At 62.2% G+C, this 17,128-nt stretch carries 15 protein-coding genes; 6 read left to right on the forward strand and 9 right to left on the reverse strand.

The annotated features are described in order from the left end of the window. Window positions 1–50: 50 nt before the first annotated feature. The gene (locus ACFQ6H_RS25165) at window positions 51–1,112 is read right to left on the reverse strand and encodes a phenylacetaldoxime dehydratase family protein (RefSeq protein WP_378639652.1); all 1,062 of its coding nucleotides are present in this window, start codon (window positions 1,110–1,112) and stop codon (window positions 51–53) included. A 204-nt stretch (window positions 1,113–1,316) separates the two neighbouring features. Further along, window positions 1,317–2,297 (reverse strand): helix-turn-helix domain-containing protein, encoded by a 981-nt coding sequence (locus tag ACFQ6H_RS25170; protein WP_378639655.1) that lies wholly within the window; start codon window positions 2,295–2,297, stop codon window positions 1,317–1,319. A gap of 172 nt (window positions 2,298–2,469) precedes the next feature. Here ACFQ6H_RS25170 and ACFQ6H_RS25175 point away from each other — a divergent pair, with 172 nt between their 5' ends. The 3 genes from ACFQ6H_RS25175 to ACFQ6H_RS25185 are packed head-to-tail and all read left to right on the forward strand — an operon-like array spanning window position 2,470 to window position 6,349. Further along, window positions 2,470–3,105, forward strand: coding sequence for a TetR/AcrR family transcriptional regulator C-terminal domain-containing protein (locus ACFQ6H_RS25175; protein ID WP_030537647.1), 636 nt, complete (start codon window positions 2,470–2,472; stop codon window positions 3,103–3,105). Window positions 3,106–3,141: 36 nt separating this feature from the next. Next, a complete protein-coding gene (locus ACFQ6H_RS25180; protein ID WP_378649291.1) occupies window positions 3,142–4,647 on the forward strand; it encodes a class I adenylate-forming enzyme family protein in 1,506 nt (501 codons plus the stop codon). 10 nt (window positions 4,648–4,657) lie between these two features. Next, entirely contained in the window at window positions 4,658–6,349 is a 1,692-nt protein-coding gene (locus tag ACFQ6H_RS25185) for an acyl-CoA dehydrogenase family protein (RefSeq protein WP_378649293.1), read from the forward strand. On the opposite strand, the gene ACFQ6H_RS25190 is transcribed toward ACFQ6H_RS25185, so the two are convergent. Further along, window positions 6,346–7,224, reverse strand: a complete 879-nt coding sequence (locus ACFQ6H_RS25190; RefSeq protein ID WP_030537644.1) for a LysR family transcriptional regulator — start codon at window positions 7,222–7,224, stop codon at window positions 6,346–6,348. The genes ACFQ6H_RS25185 and ACFQ6H_RS25190 overlap by 4 nt on opposite strands. A 146-nt stretch (window positions 7,225–7,370) precedes the next feature. On the opposite strand from ACFQ6H_RS25190, the gene ACFQ6H_RS25195 reads away from it, so the two are divergent. From ACFQ6H_RS25195 to ACFQ6H_RS25205, 3 genes are read left to right on the forward strand one after another with little or no spacing between them, the layout of a single operon-like run. Further along, window positions 7,371–8,741 carry an MFS transporter gene (locus tag ACFQ6H_RS25195; RefSeq protein ID WP_192712615.1) on the forward strand — a complete coding sequence of 457 codons (1,371 nt, stop codon included), beginning with the start codon at window positions 7,371–7,373 and terminating at the stop codon, window positions 8,739–8,741. Next, window positions 8,741–10,456 (forward strand): acyl-CoA dehydrogenase family protein, encoded by a 1,716-nt coding sequence (locus ACFQ6H_RS25200; RefSeq protein WP_378649296.1) that lies wholly within the window; start codon window positions 8,741–8,743, stop codon window positions 10,454–10,456. Before ACFQ6H_RS25195 ends, ACFQ6H_RS25200 begins: the two co-directional genes overlap by 1 nt. Next, a complete protein-coding gene (locus ACFQ6H_RS25205) occupies window positions 10,453–11,682 on the forward strand; it encodes a CaiB/BaiF CoA transferase family protein (protein ID WP_378649298.1) in 1,230 nt (409 codons plus the stop codon). The genes ACFQ6H_RS25200 and ACFQ6H_RS25205 overlap by 4 nt, the downstream gene beginning before the upstream one ends. Here ACFQ6H_RS25205 and ACFQ6H_RS25210 read toward each other — a convergent pair. From ACFQ6H_RS25210 to ACFQ6H_RS25235, 6 genes are all read right to left on the reverse strand, one after another. Then, window positions 11,604–12,398 (reverse strand): LLM class F420-dependent oxidoreductase, encoded by a 795-nt coding sequence (locus ACFQ6H_RS25210; protein ID WP_378530029.1) that lies wholly within the window; start codon window positions 12,396–12,398, stop codon window positions 11,604–11,606. The two genes, ACFQ6H_RS25205 and ACFQ6H_RS25210, sit on opposite strands and share 79 nt — an antisense overlap. An 89-nt stretch (window positions 12,399–12,487) precedes the next feature. Then, window positions 12,488–13,213: an ABC transporter ATP-binding protein gene (locus ACFQ6H_RS25215; RefSeq protein ID WP_378541314.1), complete on the reverse strand. Its 726-nt coding sequence runs from the start codon at window positions 13,211–13,213 to the stop codon at window positions 12,488–12,490. Continuing rightward, window positions 13,210–14,064, reverse strand: a complete 855-nt coding sequence (locus ACFQ6H_RS25220) for an ABC transporter permease (protein ID WP_378649300.1) — start codon at window positions 14,062–14,064, stop codon at window positions 13,210–13,212. The genes ACFQ6H_RS25215 and ACFQ6H_RS25220 overlap by 4 nt, the downstream gene beginning before the upstream one ends. Next, window positions 14,061–15,062, reverse strand: coding sequence for an ABC transporter substrate-binding protein (locus ACFQ6H_RS25225; protein ID WP_378649302.1), 1,002 nt, complete (start codon window positions 15,060–15,062; stop codon window positions 14,061–14,063). The genes ACFQ6H_RS25220 and ACFQ6H_RS25225 overlap by 4 nt, the downstream gene beginning before the upstream one ends. Beyond that, entirely contained in the window at window positions 15,059–15,412 is a 354-nt protein-coding gene (locus ACFQ6H_RS25230) for a 4Fe-4S binding protein (RefSeq protein ID WP_378541320.1), read from the reverse strand. Before ACFQ6H_RS25230 ends, ACFQ6H_RS25225 begins: the two co-directional genes overlap by 4 nt. Then, window positions 15,409–17,085, reverse strand: coding sequence for an FAD-binding protein (locus ACFQ6H_RS25235; RefSeq protein WP_378649304.1), 1,677 nt, complete (start codon window positions 17,083–17,085; stop codon window positions 15,409–15,411). Before ACFQ6H_RS25235 ends, ACFQ6H_RS25230 begins: the two co-directional genes overlap by 4 nt. Between the last annotated feature and the right edge of the window lie 43 nt (window positions 17,086–17,128).

Below are 17,128 nucleotides of genomic sequence, written 5' to 3' on the forward strand. Positions count from 1 at the left end.
GAGTTGCCTCCGAGGGAAAGAACGTGGCCGAAGATTTCCGGCGACTTCGGTCAGTGCGCGGCGGTGGTCACCGCGTCGCGCAGCATTCCGGTCCCGGGATGGCAATTGATGTACTCGTACAGCTGATCGGCGGCATCGAATACCGAGACCTCATGGTAGAGACGCAATTTCGACAGGCCCTCGGCCACCCGGAAGAACGTCGTGAAGATCCGTAGATGGGTCGGGTGGGATTCCGACCACCGTTCGAGTTGGTCGAGCGAGGCCCAGTGGCCGATGTTGTAGCTCAAGTCGAGGAAGTTTCCGTCGATGTCGATGTTGCGTACGAATCGGTTGCTGTAGCACCCGACGGCCGGGCCGTTGTCGCGGAGGAAGTCCATGCCCGATTGAAGAGTGGGCAGGATTTCGTCCAGGTAGAGGCTGCGCTCGTCTGCTTCCGCGTCGGCCCAGTCCTGCCCGGACCTGATCAGTGCGATGTTGTCGTGTCCCCGCACTACTACGCGTCCACCTACGGCGGGGTCACCGGCGACGACCCGCAGTTTGCCCGAGGCCTGCATCCAGTCGGTCTGGGAGATCGGAAACCGCTCGCGCATCGAACCCCAGTAGCCGTGCTCGTTGATCTCGCCACTGATGCCGTCCATGACGGCTCCGACCCCGGGGAGGTCGTCTTGGAACGCGTAGAGCGTTTCGAACTGTTCGGCTCTCGGTGCGACGATCTCGCGGAAGAACCCCAATCCGTCCGACAGGCGGTCTTCGGACTCCCACCAGGAGGCCACTGGAGGTGATGTGCTCCAACGATGTTGGGAAGAAACATCTTTCCAATAACCGACCACGATCAGGTTCTCGTAGCCCTGGTTGTCGATGTGATGGGTGAGATCGTGGTGTGCCGGTCCGTCCGGCAAGTCGAAGCCGGCGACGATATCCCGCATCGCCTGCAGCGCTGCCGGGCGCTGATCCTCGCCGCGGAACTGCACGCCGAGATAGCCCATCACGACCTGTTGCAATGTGTCGTCTGCGCGCCCGACCCACATGGGAAACGGTGGCGTATAGGTATCCGGAACCCGCCTGGTCAGAGTGCGCGGGCATTGAAGGTGTTCGCCGATTGCAGATTCCATGAGTGCTCCCTGTGATGTAGGTGGTCGAATCGGGTGCCTGGCACTTGGCAACGCCGTGCCGAAAATCTACGCCCGCTCAGCCGAGCAAACTTGGCCGTCAGCGCCCGATGCTTGGCCTACCGTGCCAAGAATTGTGGATACGCTTCGGCGACAGAGAATTTTGAACACCATGTTCAATGGGTAAGTGTCCGAAGATGTTACAGATCAGCGGGTAGTACTTGTGGGGGCCGCTGCTTGCGACCGGTATCGCCGCGGGCTGATCCCGAATTCCGCCTTGAAGGCTCGACTGAAGGCGGCCAGGTCGGTGAATCCCCAGCGGTGAGAAATCTGGGTCAGCGACCGCTCTACTCCGTTTCGTTGCACGATCTCACGACGGCAACCGTCGAGTCGACGGCTGCGAATCGACCGTGACACCGTCGTGCCGTGTTCGGCGAAGGCTCGGTGCAACTGGCGAATGGAGACTTTGACCGATCCCGCGATGTCCACCGGAGACAGGGCCGGGTCTGCGATGTGGGCGTCTATGACCGACAGGGCGGATTCGTAGAGGCTGGTTCGCCGCGAGGTGATCGGTCGCGCAGTTGTGTGAAGAACGGACTTGACCAGGTTGCCGATCTCGTTGACGACTTCCTCTTCGTCTCCGCTTGCGTCGGACGTCATGCGGACGGAGGCAAGATCGTGAAGAAAGCGACCAAGCAGGCCACTCAGGCCCGCATGTCCGTCGAAGGCAATGGCGGTCAGGCTCGTGACCTCCGCGTCGCTGAGCGACAGGTACGACCGTGGCCAGGTGAACACCTCGAGTCCCCAGATGCCGTCGTGTGCGTGTCCCTCGATCTGCCAATCGAAGGGGCGCGTGGTGTCGTACAGGACGTAGTCGCCACGTCGCAGGACGCATTCGCGGTCGTCTTGGCGCACTACCGCGCTACCTCGGCGGATCATCCCGATCTGCAGATAGTCCGCGCCGTCGCTTTTGATGAGGCTGTTGCTACGGACTATTCGTTGTTCCATCGATTGAACTGCGGATACCCGAACGTGTGCGAGTTGGGCCGAGTGGACGGCCCCGCTGAATCGATCGCCGTCTTCGATATCGGATACGTCGAGCGCGACAAAATGCTCGCGCAACAAATCTGCCCAGTCGCCCGTGAGAGTCGTGCGTGTGGGCAGGGAGAAGCCGGATCGCGCGAGCATTGCAGGGCGCCTCCTCGCAGAAAAGCCGAAGTTCTCGGGTGCTCGATGTTCAGAGAGTAATCCCGCACATCAGACATGTCGATAGAAGTCGACATGTCATCGCGTAAGAAATTGTTTGCCATACAAACAACGCCGAGTTATTGTTTGTCGTACAAACAAGTAGGAGTTCGCGATGGCCACCGAGGCAGTTCCCGCAGCGCGCGCGACGCGTGAGTCGGGCAAGCAGACGCGCATGGCGCTGTTCAACGCCGCAACCGAGCTGTTCCTCGAGCACGGCGACAGCGTCTCCATCGCGCAGATCTGCACGGCCGCCGGCGCCCATCCCAACCAGGTGACCTACTACTACGGCTCCAAAGAAAAGCTCTTCGTCGAGGTGGCGTGCGCGGCCGTTCTGCGCGCAGGCAAGCGTGCCGAGGTCGATGCCGCCGACGCCGACACGGTCGGCGATTACACCGAGAAGCTGGTCGGATCCCTCCTGGGCTCGGGCGCTCCCAGCGTCGAACTCTTCGTGGAAGCGATGATGATGACGGGTCGTCGTGGTGAACTTCGCGACCTGATCTCCGAAACGCTTCGCACTCTGCACTCCTCGGGCGAAACCGCCCTCCTCCGTACCTTGATCCGCACCGGCTGGCAGCTGCGCGCGGGCATCGACGTCGAGTCCAAGGCCTTCTGGTCTGCGATCTTCGGCCTCGTCATCCAGAAGACTGCCACCGGCGAAAGCTTCGGCTACTCCCTCGAGGAGGCGGTTGCCGTCATCTTCGCCACCCTCCAGATACCCGACGCCGTACTCAACAGCTCGATGGAATGAACTCTCTTCGAGCGTGATTCTCCGACAAGGACTTCGATGAATATCGTTCGCGTATTCGACAGCAACGTCACCAAGACCCCGGACAAACCCTTCCTGATCGCAGGCGGTCACGATCACACGTACTCCCAGGTTCAGGATGGAAGTCGCCGTGCCGCGGGCTATTTGCAGACGCTGGGCGTGCAGCCGGGTGACCGCGTCGCGCTGATGTGTTACAACACTCCGGGATTCGTGTACGCGATGCTCGGTGCCTGGCGCTTGGGCGCCGTCGTGGTCCCCATCAATCACAAGATGCAGACGCCCGAAGTTGCCTACGTGCTGGAGCACGCGAAGGTGTCGGTGTGCGTCTTCGACGGCGAGTTGTCGCCGGTTGTCGGTCGATTGGAGACGACAGCCAAACTGATCAGCACAGACTCTGTCGCAGACGGTTTCGACTTCTTCGACGACGCCATCACCCGCCAGGAGGGTGTTGACGGTATCGACATCGACGAGAACGATCCGGCTGAAATCCTCTACACCTCGGGGACTACCGGCTCGCCCAAGGGCTGCGTCCACAGCCACCGCAACGTCGTCGGTGTTGCCGTCACCGCGGCCCTCGCCGTGTCGACGACTCGGGACGAGCGACTGCTCATGGCCGTCCCGATCTGGCACGCTTCCCCGCTCAACAACTGGTTCATGTCCACGCTCTACATGGGCGGAACCGTCGTGCTGCTGCGCGAGTACCACCCCGTCAAATTCCTGGAAACTGTTCAGGAACAACGTATTACCCTTTGCTTCGGACCGCCGGTCATCTACACCACTGCACTCAACCTCGTGCCGAACTTTGCCGACTACAACCTCGGAAGCGTTCGTGCATGGTTGTACGGCGGCGGGCCGATCGGTGCGGATGTCGCGCGGCGGCTGGTGGAGTCGTACGGCACCACCGAATTCCGGCAGGTCTACGGCATGACCGAGACCGGGCCCGTGGGCACTGTGCTGTACCCCGAAGAGCAGTTGAGCAAGGCGGGGTCGATCGGGCGCGTCGCGCTGGCCGGCGTCGACCTGCGCCTGGTTGCCGACGACGGCACTGACACGGAGCCCGATCAGATCGGTGAGATCTGGCTGCGCGCCGACACCGTCATGCAGGGATACCTCGACGACCCCGCTGCCACGAAGGCTGCATTTGCCGACAGCGGTTGGTATCGCACCGGCGATCTGGCGCGCAAGGATGTGGACGGCTACCTCTTCATCGTCGACCGCGCGAAGGACATGATCATCACGGGCGGCGAGAACGTCTACTCCAAGGAGGTCGAGGACGTGATCTCCGGCCACCCGGACGTCGTCGACGTCGCCGTTGTCGGAAAACCCAACGAAGAATGGGGCGAGACCGTCGTCGCACACGTCGTCTGGCGTGAACCGGATGTCATCAGCGCCGACGACATCAAGGACTACCTCTCGGACAAGTTGGCGCGCTACAAGATTCCGCGTGAAGTGGTGTTCGCGACCATCCTTCCGCGCACACCGACCGGCAAGATCCAGAAGCACCTCATCCGCGCAGCGAGCTGAAAGGCCTGTCATGACTGATATTTCCGAGAACACCGTCACCCACCCGGCTCCGCATCGCACCCATGCAGTGCTCAACCAGTCGGTGCCGCGCACGGACGTCAACGAGTTCCTGCTCGATACGGTCCTGGCCGAAGGCGTCGCGCGCCACGACGCCGATTGGGCCACCAGTGAACTCACCGATATCGGTGAACTGGTCGGCAGTGCCGGGTTCCAGCACGACGCCGAGCTGGCCAACACCGTGATCCCCGAATTGAAGACCTTCGATCGCTGGGGAAACCGCATCGACGAGGTCGAATACCATCCGTCGTATCACCGGATCATCTCTGCTGCCGTTGCGCACGGTGCCCATACGTCTGCGTGGGCTGACCCGAAGCCGGGTGCCAACGTGGCACGGGCCGCGGCATTCATGCTTTTCTCCCAGGTCGAACCGGGCCACGCGTGCCCCATTTCCATGACGCACGCCGTGATCCCCTCGCTCGAGCTGCAACCGGACGTGGCCGCCATCTGGACGTCGCGAGCCCTATCGCGGAGTTACACCCCCGAATTGGACGCTCCCGGAAAGGCATCCGCGATCTTCGGAATGTCGATGACGGAGAAGCAGGGCGGCTCCGACGTGCGAGCCAACACGACCATCGCCAAGCCGGCCGGACGTGGCGGCCCGGGTGCGGACTACCTCCTCACCGGACACAAGTGGTTCTGCTCCGCGCCGATGTCCGACGCCTTCCTGGTTCTCGCTCAGGCCGAAGGTGCTGCCGGCGAGGGACTTTCCTGCTTCCTTCTCCCCCGCATCCTGCCCGACGGCACACGCAACGTCTTCCGTATCCAGCGTCTGAAGAACAAGCTGGGCAACAAGTCCAACGCGTCGTCCGAGATCGAACTCGACGGCACCGTCGGCACCATGATCGGTGAACCGGGACGCGGTGTGCGGACCATCATCGAAATGGTGTCCCAGACGCGACTCGACTGCATCCTTGGCAGCACGGCAGGTATGCGTCAGTCGGTGGCCGAAGCAGTGTGGCATGCACGGCACCGCAGCGCTTTCGGTGCCGTCCTGGCAGATCAGCCGGCCATGACGTCGGTGCTTGCCGACCTGGCTCTCGAATCCGAGGCCGCGACCATCACCGCTCTGCGATTGGCCCGTGCGCAGGACGAGGACGCGGACGAGCAGGAGAAGGCTTTCCGCCGACTCGCGACAGCTGTTGCGAAGTACTGGATCTGCAAGCGCGGTCCGCACCACTCCTACGAAGCGCTCGAATGCCTGGGCGGCAACGGCTACACGGAGGACTTCCCGCTCGCCCGTCGTTACCGTGAGCAGCCCGTCATGGCCGTGTGGGAGGGGTCGGGCAACGTCATCGCACTCGATGTCCTGCGCGCCATGACCCGTGAACCCGATTCCGTTGCCGCCTTCGACCACGAGGTCAACCTCGCTCGCGGCAACAACCCGGTCCTCGATCAGCACCTCGATCGGGTACGACGCCAACTCGGTGAGCTCGCCACGATGGCACCCGCCGACGCGCAGTTCCGCGCTCGGACCGTCGTCGAGGCTATGGCGTTGGCGCTGCAGGCGTCATTGATGGTTCGCCACTCCCCGGCCGCTTCGTCCGATGCGTTCATTGCCGCTCGCCTCGGCGCCGACCGTGGTCACGAGTACGGAACTCTGCCTGTGGGAACAGATTTCGCGGGAATTCTCGCGAGAGCCTAAGGCTGCTCCCTCAGTACCCTGGTGACGGTGTGTACTGCCGGCGTCGGATTGTTGGGTCGCCATGCCATCGCGATTTTCAGCGTGGGCGTGGCCCCGGCGATCGGCAGGTACACGACCCCGTCCATGGACAGATGCGCCGTCGACTCCACGACGACGGCGATCCCGACCCCCGCTCCGACCATGGCCAACAGGCTGTACGGATCGGGGGCTTCGTGTGCGATGGTGGGCGTGAAACCTGCTGTGGCGCAAACGGACAACGTTGCATCGCGCACCACCGAGCCGTGCTCGGCGGGATACATCACGAATCGTTCGGTTGCCAGGTCTTCCGGTGACACCGAGTCATGCGTACCGAGGTGATGCCTGGCCGGAACCGCGACCATCAAGGTTTCCTCCCGCACAGTGTGAGTCTCGAATCCGCGCGGAATGGGCAGGCCGACTATGCCCATGTCCAGTGCTCCGCGTCGGAGAGCGTCGAGCACCTCACCCGAGTACATCTGCGGCCGTAGTTCCAGTTCGATTCCCGGATGGGAGTCGGCTAAGGACCGTGTGAGGGCCGACAGGACGGTGTAGCCGCCTGTTCCGCCGAAACCCACTGTGACACGGCCCGTCTCGCCAGTCGACGCGGCCGATGCGATTTCTCTTACCACGGCGATCTGCGCTTCGATGATCCGTGCGGGCGTGACCAAGGCTTCGCCGGCGGCTGTCAGTTGCACTGATCTGGTGGTCCGGACGAACAGGTCGGTGCCCAGTTCACGCTCGAGAGCCCGAATGGTCTGGCTGAGCGGGGACTGCCCGATGTGGAGTCGCTCGGCGGCCCGGCCGAAATGAAGTTCGTCGGCGACTGCGAGAAACGCGCGCAGTTGACGCAGTTCCACGTCGCTCCTCCCGGGTTTCATTATGTGGTTCTCCCACATAAATAAGTCGAACTAAGTCTTGGACTCTACATGGATTTCGGACGATAGTGATTCACGCCTCACATTGCATCCCTTGGTGATGCCCGACGCGATAATCAGGGAGAACCGTGGATCAACACCCAGGTCAAGACACCAATCCGCCTGAATACAACACCAAACAGGCACGCAAGGCCGGAATCACGGCGTTTGTCGGAACGACCATCGAGTGGTTCGACTTCTACATCTACGGAACCGCATCCGCCTTGGTGCTCGGCCCGCTGTTCTTCCCTGATGCGTCGCCGGCGGTGGGAACACTCGCAGCCTTCGCGACTTTTGCCGTGGGATTCGTGGCGCGTCCGGTCGGCGGAGTGGTGTTCGGTCATTTCGGAGACAAGTTCGGTCGCAAGAACGCCGTGATCATCACCCTCGCGCTCATGGGGTTGGGAACCGTCGGTGTCGGCCTCCTCCCTACGTACTCCCAGATCGGGATCTGGGCACCGATACTGCTTGTGGCACTGCGTGTTCTCCAGGGCATTGCCATGGGCGGCGAATGGGGTGGCGCCGTATTGATCGCCACCGAGTTCGCTCCCCCGAAGAAAAAGGTGCTCTACGGCGCGTTTGCGCAGCAGGGTTCACCGGTCGGCAACCTGCTCGCGACGCTGGCCTTCCTCGGCCTGACGTTGATGTCGGATTCCGTGTTCGAGTCGTGGGGTTGGCGTCTGCCGTTCCTCGGATCCGCAGCTTTGGTGATCGTCGCTCTCTACATCCGGTTGCACATCTCCGAGACACCCGAGATGAAGAAGGCTGTTGCGGCACAGGAGCGTACACGGATGCCGCTGGTCGAAGTGTTGCGGTCGCATCCCGTCGAACTTGCTCTCGGCGTCGGCGCTGTGGTTGCCGGTGTTGCCATCACGTACGTCAAGACAACCTTTGCGCTCTCTTGGGCGACAACGGATCTCGGCTTCGAGCGTAGTGACTTCCTCCTCGTGATCACCGTGGCACTGGTAGCCCAGGCGCTCGTACAGCCTTTCGGTGCTGTGCTGGCCACGCGGATCGATCCGTCGAAAGCTGTCCGTTGGATGCTGCTTCCGGAGATCGTGCTCCTACCAATGATGTTCGTGCTGGTTCAGACGGGCTCCGTGCCCTTGGCGATTCTGGGGATGGTCCTCGCGACGGCGCCTCACGCAATGTATTACGCCGCGTTGGCCGGCATCCTGGCGCAGGTTTTCCCCACCAATGTTCGGTATACCGGCATCTCTCTGTCGTACCAATTGTCGACCGCCGTATTTGCCGGAACGGCCCCGATGGTCAGCCAGTATCTGCTGACGCGAACCAACTCGATCTGGCCGGTCGTAGCTCTAGGACTCGTGTATGTCGTTCTCTCCCTTGTCTGTATGACGGCTTTGTTGCGCAGAAGTGCGCTGCACGGGCAAGGGCTGGAGTCGACGAGCTCCTCGAACATGACTGATGCTTCCACCCTGAAAGGCGTTGACCACTGATGAACTTTGCACACACCGACCCCGCTCTGACAGCGGTAGTGGACAGATGGACCGCCGGGGCGGACCGAGAGACGTTGAACGGATTGCTCGACCGACTGGGCCGAGATGCCGCCGGCCGTTTGTCCGAGCTTGCCGACATCGCAGACAAGAACCCGCCGGTGCTGCAGCAATTCGACAAGGCCGGTGACCGCGTCGACCGGATTTCCTATCACCCGGCCTACCTGGAACTGTGCCGGGCGGCATACAACGAGTACGGCCTTTCCGCGATGTCGCATCGAAAAGGCTTGCACGGATGGGACTCCGTGCCCGCTCCACTCGCGAAGTACCTGGCGTCGTACATCTTCGTGCAGGCAGAGTTCGGGCTTGCTTGCCCGGTGTCGATGACCGATGCGGCTGCGCGGACCCTGCGTATGTTCGGTGATCCGGCCGTGTTCTCGCCCTGGATCGACGCGTTGACGTCGACGGACCCCGAGCAGGCGAAGACGGGTGCGATGTTCATGACCGAGATCCAGGCCGGCACCGATATCGCCTGCACCGAAACGCGTGCCGAACGCGACGGTGACGGATGGGTCCTCACCGGTAAGAAGTGGTTCGCCTCCAACCCTGACGCCGACGTGATCATCACCCTCGCACGATTCCCAGGCGGACAGGATGGTTCGACGCGTGGAGTCGGAATGTTCATGGTTCCCAAGACCTTGGAATCCGGCGAACGCAACAACCTCACGATCGATCGACTCAAGGACAAGCTTGGCACGCGTTCCATGCCGAGCGGCGAGGTGACGCTGAACCGCGCGCACGCACTCCAGGTCGGCGAACTCGATCGAGGATTCCGCCAGATGGCGGAGATGGTCAACACGTCGCGGCTGTCCAATGCGATGAGGTCGAGCGCTCTCATGCGCCGAGCAGTCCGCGAAGCCGTCGAACATTCGAAGAGCCGAGTCGTGTTCGGTAAGAAGCTCTTCGATCAGCCGTTGATGCGGGCGACTCTTCTTCCTCTTGCGCTCGATGCCGAAGCCTCGCTGGCTCTGGTCGCGTACAGCGCGCAGTGTCTTCAGGCTGCAGACGGCGGAGACGAACAGGCGCGAGCGCTGATCAGGGTGCTGACACCGATCGCCAAACATTTTGTCTGTAAACGTGCGCGGGTGGTCACCGGTGAAGCGATGGAGGTGCGCGGCGGCAACGGTTACATCGAGGAATGGGTGAACGCGCGACTCGTGCGAGACGCCCACCTCGGCTCGATCTGGGAGGGCTCGAGCAATGTCATCGCGCTGGACGTGCTTCGGTGCCTGCGCAAGTTCGGCTCGCATCGCACGGTCGCGGCAGCGATGACGGACGTCCTGTCCACTGTCGGACCTGACTGTGACGCCGGGGCCGGAGTTCTGTTGCAGCGCTGGGAGGAACTGGTCGAGGAGGGAGATCGTCTGATCGCCGGATCTGACGATGCCGCCCAGGCCGCCAGTGCAAAATATGCCGACGAGTTGGCTCGTGCCGTCATGGCGAGCCTGCTCTTCGATCTTGCGGATCACGGCATTCGAGAAGGTAACGGGTACCGGTCATTGCTGGTGGCTAATTCCTACCTGGCCGGTCTTGCCGGGAAGGTGCCGTCGGCTGCGCTCGGCAATCTCGACGTGATTACCGATGGCGGCGACGTCGAGCTGGATGATGCACGTGACGTCATAGCCGAGTTCCTCTCTGTGGCAGGAGTTCACCGGTGAATTCTCCCCAAGGACCCGCACCTCTCGCCGGTGTCCGCGTTCTCGATCTCTCGAAGATCCTTGCCGGACCGTACGCAACTATGTCGCTTGCCGATCTCGGAGCGGACGTCACCAAAATCGAGCACCCCGAGGGCGGCGACCCCACACGTTCGTGGGGGCCTCCCTTCGTCGGGGTCGATGCCGCCTACTATCTCGCGATCAACCGCGGCAAGAAGTCGGTGACGATCGACCTCAAGTCTGCCGAAGGACAGGAGATCATCCACCGCATGCTCGAAGAGACCGACGTGGTCGTGGAAAACTTCAAGCCGGGCAGTGGATTACAGAAGATCTTCGACTACCAGGCACTGTCCGAGCGATACCCACATCTGATCACCCTGCACATCTCTGCCTTCGGTGAAGAAGGGCCGTTGCGCGACGAACCGGGGTACGACATGATCGCGCAAGCCGCGGGTGGGCTCATGTCGCTCACCGGTGAACCGGGTGGCGCTCCGATGAAGTCCGGGTTTGCGTTGGGGGACTTGGGTGCAGCACTGTTCGGGCTGGTCGGGGTGCTGGCTGCATTGGTCGAGCGGGGCCGGACCGGGCGCGGACAGTACGTGACCACGTCGCTGTACGAGTGCCAACTCGCCATGCACGTAAACTGGGCCACCAGCTACTTCGCCACCGGTGAGCGCCCGACGGCGTTGGGCTCCGGTCACCCGAATCTTGCTCCCTACCAAGCATTTCCTGCCAGCGACGGGTACTTCGTCATCGCCGTCGGCAACGACTCGATGTGGGCGTCGCTGTGCGAGGCGATCGGTCGAGGCGAACTGGCGACCGATCCTCGTTTCGTCCACAACCGCGAGCGGGTGGAGAACCGCGAGAGTCTGGAACGAGAACTCACCAGCGCTTTCGCGTCCGGAACCGTCGAATACTGGTGCGCTCTGCTCGCCGAGCGCACCGTACCGGTTTCACCGATCCGGCATCTCGACGAGATCTACTCCGATCCACACACCGCTGCACTCGGCATGGTCGGAACCGTCGACCATCCGACGCTCGGATCGTTGAAGCAAGTAGCCTTTCCGGTCAACTTCTCCGGCCAGAGGCCACGTCTGACGTCGGCGCCGCCCGTTCTCGGCGCCGACAACGACGAAGTCCTTGGTACCGCTCAGGCCAGCCCGCTCAATGCAGGTGCCGTGTTGTCGTCGCGCCAGCCGATGGCCTCGACAAGCGTCGTCAGGTCGTAGTCAGGCCCGCTGACGCCGACGGTGAAGAGCGAGACACCGTCGGCGACCAGGTCGGCTGCATTTTCGAGCCCAGGCCACGGAACCGAGTGCTCTACTTCCAGCGGGTTCCGGCCCACGTCGGCGCAATGGTCGGAGAGGATGTCCGACTTGCGCAGGTGTGTCTCACGGTCGCCGAAGCTGTGCCAGACGTCGGCGTACTCGGCGACCAGGCGCAAGGTCTTCTTCTCACCGCCACCGCCGATGAGGACCGGGATGTTGCGCGTCGGCGGCGGGTTGCCCTTCGCCAGGCGGCCCGTGATGCGTGGGAGGTATTCGCCCAGCAGTTTCAGCCGTGAACCAGGAGTGCCGAAGTCGTAGCCGAACTGGTCGTAGTCCTTCTCGAACCAGCCGGCGCCGATGCCGAGGATCAGCCGTCCACCGCTGATGTGGTCGACGGTTCGCGCCATGTCGGCCAGCAGATCCGGATTGCGGTAGCCACCGCCGGTGACCAGGGCGCCGATCTCGACGCGTTCTGTCTGCTCGGCCCAGGCGCCGAGCATGGTCCAGCATTCGAAGTGGGCTCCGTCAGGATCGCCGGTCAACGGGTAGAAGTGGTCCCAGTTGAAGACGATGTCCACTCCAGCGTCCTCGGACCGCAAGACGGCGTCGCGTATCAACCCGTAATCGGGTGCGTGCTGGGGTTGGAGTTGAACACCGATGCGTACCGGACGAGTCATGCCACGCTCCTGACGAGAGGAATGGTTGTCTTCTCCCATCATGGCCGGGTGTGCGCGGTACCGCTACCGCCGCAGGGTCAGCGGAGCGATCACGCGCCGACAGCTTCGTGTACTCCCAACTCTTCGAGGAGTCGAGTCCGCAGCGCGGCGTATCCCGGCTGCGAGGGACTGCGCGGCTTCACGAACGACACGGTCTCGAGAGTGCTGACCCGGCCGTCCCGCAGCACCGCAATACGATCGGCCAACAGGATTGCCTCGTCGATGTCGTGAGTCACCAGAAGGACCGCGGGGCGATGTTTGCGGCACAGCTCCGCAACCAATGCCTGCATGCGGAGACGCGTGAGCGCATCGAGTGCAGCAAAGGGTTCGTCCAGCAGAAGAAGCCGCGGGTTACGCACCAGTGCTCGTGCCAGGGCCACGCGCTGGGCTTCACCACCGGACAGGGTCGTGGGCCAAGCGCGTTCACGCCCGGCGAGCGACACTTCTGCCAGCGCGGCCGCAGCCGCTTCACGGTTCTTCCGGGTGGAGCGTTGTCCGAGTATGACGTTGTCCTGGACTCGCTTCGACGCAATCAAACGAGGCTCTTGGAAGACGACGGTCCGGGCTTCCGGTGCACGGACCTCACCGGCATCGAAATCCTCCAGTCCGGCAAGGATCCGCAGAAAGGTCGTCTTGCCGCTACCACTGGCTCCGAGAAGTGCCACGAACTCCCCCGGTCTCACGTCGAGTGAGAAACCGTCCAGAATTGTCCGATCCCCGAAAGTCTTCACGACGTCGACAGCATGGACACCCGAATCCGTATGTCGGACGGTCATGCGCTATTCCCCCATTGCTTGTAGGGCATCAGGATTCGCTCGATACCCCGAACGAGGAGGTCGACCGACAACCCCCAGATTGCGTAGATTATGACGACGACCACGAGGACGTCGGTCTGGAAATATTGCTGCGCAGAAGTCATGAGAAATCCCAGACCCTTTGGTGCATTACTCAATTCGGCGACGATGAGTGCGAGAAGTGACACCGACAACGAGACTCTCAATCCGACGAGCACCGACGGAATCATCTCCGGCAGAATCACCTGGCGAATCAGCCCGAGACCGCGCAGTCCGAACACACGTCCGGCCTCGATGACCTTGCGGTCGACATTGCGGACTCCACTGTGAGTATTGATGTACAGCGGAAACAATGCTGCGGCCGCGATGATAATAATTTTGGGACGCTCGTCTATGCCGAACCACAGAATCAACAGCGGTGTGATCGCAAGAAACGGGATCGTGCGGAGCATCTGGAGCGTGGGGTCCAGAAGCTTGTCGGCGAGAGCGAACAATCCCGACGCAATACCGAGCGAGAGTCCGAGGGCGCCGCCGATGGCAAACCCGATGGCTACTCGCACAAGTGAGACCGAAAGATTCTCCCACAGAACACCAGTCGTCACGAGTTCGACAAACGCCGACCACACGGACCAGGGAGACGGGAAGACCTTTTCGTCGATTCGGCCCGTCGCTGATCCGAGTGCCCACACGGTGACCAATGCGACCGGAACACTCGCGCGAAGCGCAGTATCGGAGAGCCGGCTTCGTCGACGCTTGGCAGTGCGAGGCGCGATTCTGTCTGCATCCGAGCCCGCCGCTGCCGCTGCAGGTAACTGGGGTGCCTCGACGCTCACGAGACAGCCCAGGTCGTGACGTCGAATGCGTTGGGAGCCTTTCCGGACTTGACCAAGAAGTCGAGAGTCGAACGGACGGTGTTCAATCCGTCAGGGTCGACAGGCTCACTCTGAAAGTTCCAAAGCGTTGCTTCCTTGACAACGTCCACCGGTGATCCCGTTGCGTCGAAAACGAACTGTGCGTAGGCGTCGTGATCAGCATCGATCGCCTTGTCGCCTGCTTGAATGACTTCCCAAACAGCCTTGCCCAGATCGGGATTCGAGTTCAGCGTCTCTCGCGACGTCAGCGCCACGCTGGTCGCGAGGAGATCCGGATCGTCGACGCTGGCCTTGGACAGGACAGGAAAGTCGATTTGTTTCCTCCAGATGCCGGCTGTCGTGGCCGGAAGGGGCACGGCGTCGATGTCACCACGTTGCAGAGCGGGGAGTGCATCGGCAAAGAGCAGATTGACCAACTCCACCTTGTCCGCGACACCGGATCGTTCGAGGACCGCCCGGCCGTACTTGTCGAAGTTCGACCCGAACTGCAGTCCTACCTTCTTGCCTGCCAAGTCTTCGATCTTTGATACTCCGCCCTCACGGCCGAGGAACCAGATATCCGACGACGGTTTGTCGATCACGAGGGCGGGCACGTCGATTCCGCTGGCCTTGGCCTGAACCGCGGGGGTATCCCCGATCAATCCCACCTGCACGTCACCGGTCTGCAGCGCCTGCACCACAGGAGGGCCGTTGTTGAAGCCCACGAAGGCTTTGTACTCGAAGCCGTACTTCTCGAGGATGGGTTGCGCGAGGCCTTCGTGCACGGCGTACCCGAACGAGGTGGTGTCGGTAGGACTCTTGCCTGCAGCACCGTTCCAGGGCGCCCCGACCGTCAGTGGGACAAGATCTTTCGAACCGCTGTCGGAAGCCGCGGAGGTGGACGAGCATGCCGCTGTCGTTGCGAAAAGCGCAATCGTGAGTAGGGCTGTCAAGCCTTTGGCGCGAGATCGGGTTTTCATGGTGTTCTCCTGGCGTTCTGGGCGAGCTGGTGATAGTCGGCTGTGGATTGGGTCGGACGAGGGGACGATTTGCGCCATCCGACCCGTTCGCGGTACATCCCGAGCAGGTTCTGCCCGATCAGATGCTCCTCATCGCGTAGTTCGGAGTCCTGAGGCTCAGGAGTACGCGACGGTGAGACGAAGATGGCGTCGGCGGGGCAGTACGCCTCACACTGGAAACATGTCTGACAGTCCGAATGCCGTGCGATCGCGGGTGGTGAATCCGCTACGGCTTCGAAGACGTTCATCGGACAGATGCGGACACAGATGTCACACGTCGTGCACCGGTCGGTGCTGATCAACTCGATCATGATGCACTTCCCTGCTGAGCCAATGCACTGCCGACGCGGGGCAACTCGGTATCGGGGGCAACCCAGATGTCGTTCAAGCCGCCACTGAGCAAGCGATGGGTTTGGTCCACGTCGGTGGCGGGAAAGTCGATGCGAGTATGCATGCCGCGAGTTTCGGTCCGTACCAAGGCCGAACGAACCGCCCAGCGGCTCATCGCGAGCATCCCGGCCGCTTCGCGTTGCGCGATTGCCTCTGTTCCGGCGGTTGTGTGGTCGAGGTCGCGAGATGCGCTCTCCCAGAGACGATCAAGTCGAGTAGCCGAATCGATCAATCCGTCGTTGCTTCGGAACACGGACTTGTCGATCGGGAGCATCTCGGACTGAATGGCGCGAACAGAGCCGCGTACGTCGTCGAAACCTCGATCTCTCACACCGAGCGTTCCTGACGATCGAGTGTCGGATAGGTCTGTCGCTCTTCGGCTATCGGAGAAGGACGCGGCTGCTCGTCCCGCCCAGGTGCCGGTCGCAATGGCCCACGACAGGTTGGGGCCACCCGCTCCGGTGGCTGCGCCGACGATGCGATCCCGTGCGGCGATGTCTCCAGCGGCGTAGAGTCCGGAAACTCCGGTGGATGCGTCATGGTCGAGGATATGTATCCCACCGGTGCCTCGGACCGTTCCTTCTTGAACCCAGTCCATCGGGAAGCGCTCGTTGAACGGATCGACCCCCAACTTGTCCGTGACCATGAAGAAATTGGGCATGGCGGCTCGCAATGCCGGTTGCATTTCCTCGCCGAACTGTGTGAACTGTGCGGTGATCGTGCCCCTCAGCGATGCGCCGAGAAGCTCTGCGCGGCTTTGATGTAGGTCGTGATAGTGAATCGGTTCACCGAGATGATCCCAGTACGAGGCAGTGACGAAGAATCCGTTCTTGTCCATGCTGGTTCCGAACGGCACCATTCCGTAGAAATTGGAGAACTCCATGCTCGAGAGGTGCGCGCCCACCTCCGCGGCCATCAGATGCCCGTCTCCGGTATTGACGTCTCCGCCGAGGGAATGGCTCTTCCACGTCGTTCCGCCGGTTGCCAGGATCACCGCGCCGGCATCGACACGCCACGGCCGTTTCACTTGGCGCTGGTAACCCGTTGCACCGGACACCGTCCCACCGGCATCTACGAGAAGTTCTAGTGCCGGACTGTGATCGAGTACGAGTACACCGGACTTCTTCACCTTCCCCCGAAGGAATCGAAGGTAGTCCGGAGCTGCACCGGAGAACGATCGCTCACCGGGGCGGGCGCCGAAAAGTGTTCCGGAACCGCGCGGCTTCGTCCTGGGTTTGTAACCCCATTCGGGAATGAGAGCGGTTCGCGTCCAAGCCTCGTCGAGTACCGCTTCAGCCCAGATGCGATCGGTGATGTATCCACCGGAGCGTTCACGCTTCGAGATCTCCTCGTCGCGGCGCTCGGCCACTGGCGGCACGAGCCAATGGCCGACTCCCGCAGTAGCGGCGACTCCGCTGGCACCGACATAGCCTTTGTCCACCAACGTGACGGCCGCGCCGGATTCGGTGGCGGCGACGGCCGCCCACGTAGCGGCCGGACCCCCGCCGACGACGAGGACGTCAGTCGACACGAGAAGGTTTTCGACATCGTCAGTGACCACGTGCCCGCGAAAACGAGGGAGTGAGCGCGCCATGACAGCGCACCTCCGATCTGGAATGCGTTGGGAGAGAGAAGTA

It is taken from the genome of Rhodococcus sp. NPDC056506 (genome assembly GCF_042794945.1).
Lineage (GTDB): Bacteria > Actinomycetota > Actinomycetes > Mycobacteriales > Mycobacteriaceae > Rhodococcus_F.

What these genes read in the sequence shown, in the direction of transcription:
- ACFQ6H_RS25165 (WP_378639652.1), bottom strand. Translation starts at nt 1,112, where the DNA reads ATGGAATCTGCAATCGGCGAACACCTTCAATGCCCGCGCACTCTGACC.
- ACFQ6H_RS25170 (WP_378639655.1), bottom strand. Translation starts at nt 2,297, where the DNA reads ATGCTCGCGCGATCCGGCTTCTCCCTGCCCACACGCACGACTCTCACG.
- ACFQ6H_RS25175 (WP_030537647.1), top strand. Translation starts at nt 2,470, where the DNA reads ATGGCCACCGAGGCAGTTCCCGCAGCGCGCGCGACGCGTGAGTCGGGC.
- ACFQ6H_RS25180 (WP_378649291.1), top strand. Translation starts at nt 3,142, where the DNA reads ATGAATATCGTTCGCGTATTCGACAGCAACGTCACCAAGACCCCGGAC.
- ACFQ6H_RS25185 (WP_378649293.1), top strand. Translation starts at nt 4,658, where the DNA reads ATGACTGATATTTCCGAGAACACCGTCACCCACCCGGCTCCGCATCGC.
- ACFQ6H_RS25200 (WP_378649296.1), top strand. Translation starts at nt 8,741, where the DNA reads ATGAACTTTGCACACACCGACCCCGCTCTGACAGCGGTAGTGGACAGA.
- ACFQ6H_RS25210 (WP_378530029.1), bottom strand. Translation starts at nt 12,398, where the DNA reads ATGACTCGTCCGGTACGCATCGGTGTTCAACTCCAACCCCAGCACGCA.
- ACFQ6H_RS25215 (WP_378541314.1), bottom strand. Translation starts at nt 13,213, where the DNA reads ATGACCGTCCGACATACGGATTCGGGTGTCCATGCTGTCGACGTCGTG.
- ACFQ6H_RS25225 (WP_378649302.1), bottom strand. Translation starts at nt 15,062, where the DNA reads ATGAAAACCCGATCTCGCGCCAAAGGCTTGACAGCCCTACTCACGATT.
- ACFQ6H_RS25230 (WP_378541320.1), bottom strand. Translation starts at nt 15,412, where the DNA reads ATGATCGAGTTGATCAGCACCGACCGGTGCACGACGTGTGACATCTGT.
- ACFQ6H_RS25235 (WP_378649304.1), bottom strand. Translation starts at nt 17,085, where the DNA reads ATGGCGCGCTCACTCCCTCGTTTTCGCGGGCACGTGGTCACTGACGAT.